The sequence below is a fragment of the Seonamhaeicola marinus genome, from assembly GCF_008085455.1.
In genome coordinates this window covers 1-378 of record NZ_VSDQ01000035.1, presented here as the reverse complement: position 1 = coordinate 378, position 378 = coordinate 1, and the positions used below count along the sequence as shown (strand labels likewise).

Annotated in this window: 1 pseudogene; it reads right to left on the bottom strand. The window is 34.9% G+C overall.

Going from position 1 to position 378, the window contains the following annotated elements:
• Positions 1 to 378: pseudogene (locus FUA24_RS00230) on the bottom strand (molecular chaperone HtpG); the annotation flags it as partial.

Here is a 378-nt window from a genome sequence, read left to right as displayed (position 1 = left end):
TCTTTAGTTTCTTTACCGTCTTTATCAGTAATTGTTGCTGGTTCGTGCTCAGGATCGTTAATTTCCTTAGTACCAAATTTAATTGGTACAGGCATAAATTTGTTGTATTTATTTAAAAGTTCACGAATGCGCGATTCTTCAAGAAATTCTGTAGAATCTTCAGCAATATGAAGGATGATTTCAGTACCTCTTTCAGTTTTATCGGCAGCTTCTAGAGTGAATTCAGGCGATCCATCACAAGTCCAATGTGCAGCAGGTTCATCTTTAAATGATTTTGTTATAATTTCAACCTTTTCGGCTACCATAAACGCAGAGTAGAATCCTAATCCAAAATGACCGATAATACCAGAATCTTTAGCAGAATCTTTGTATTTATCT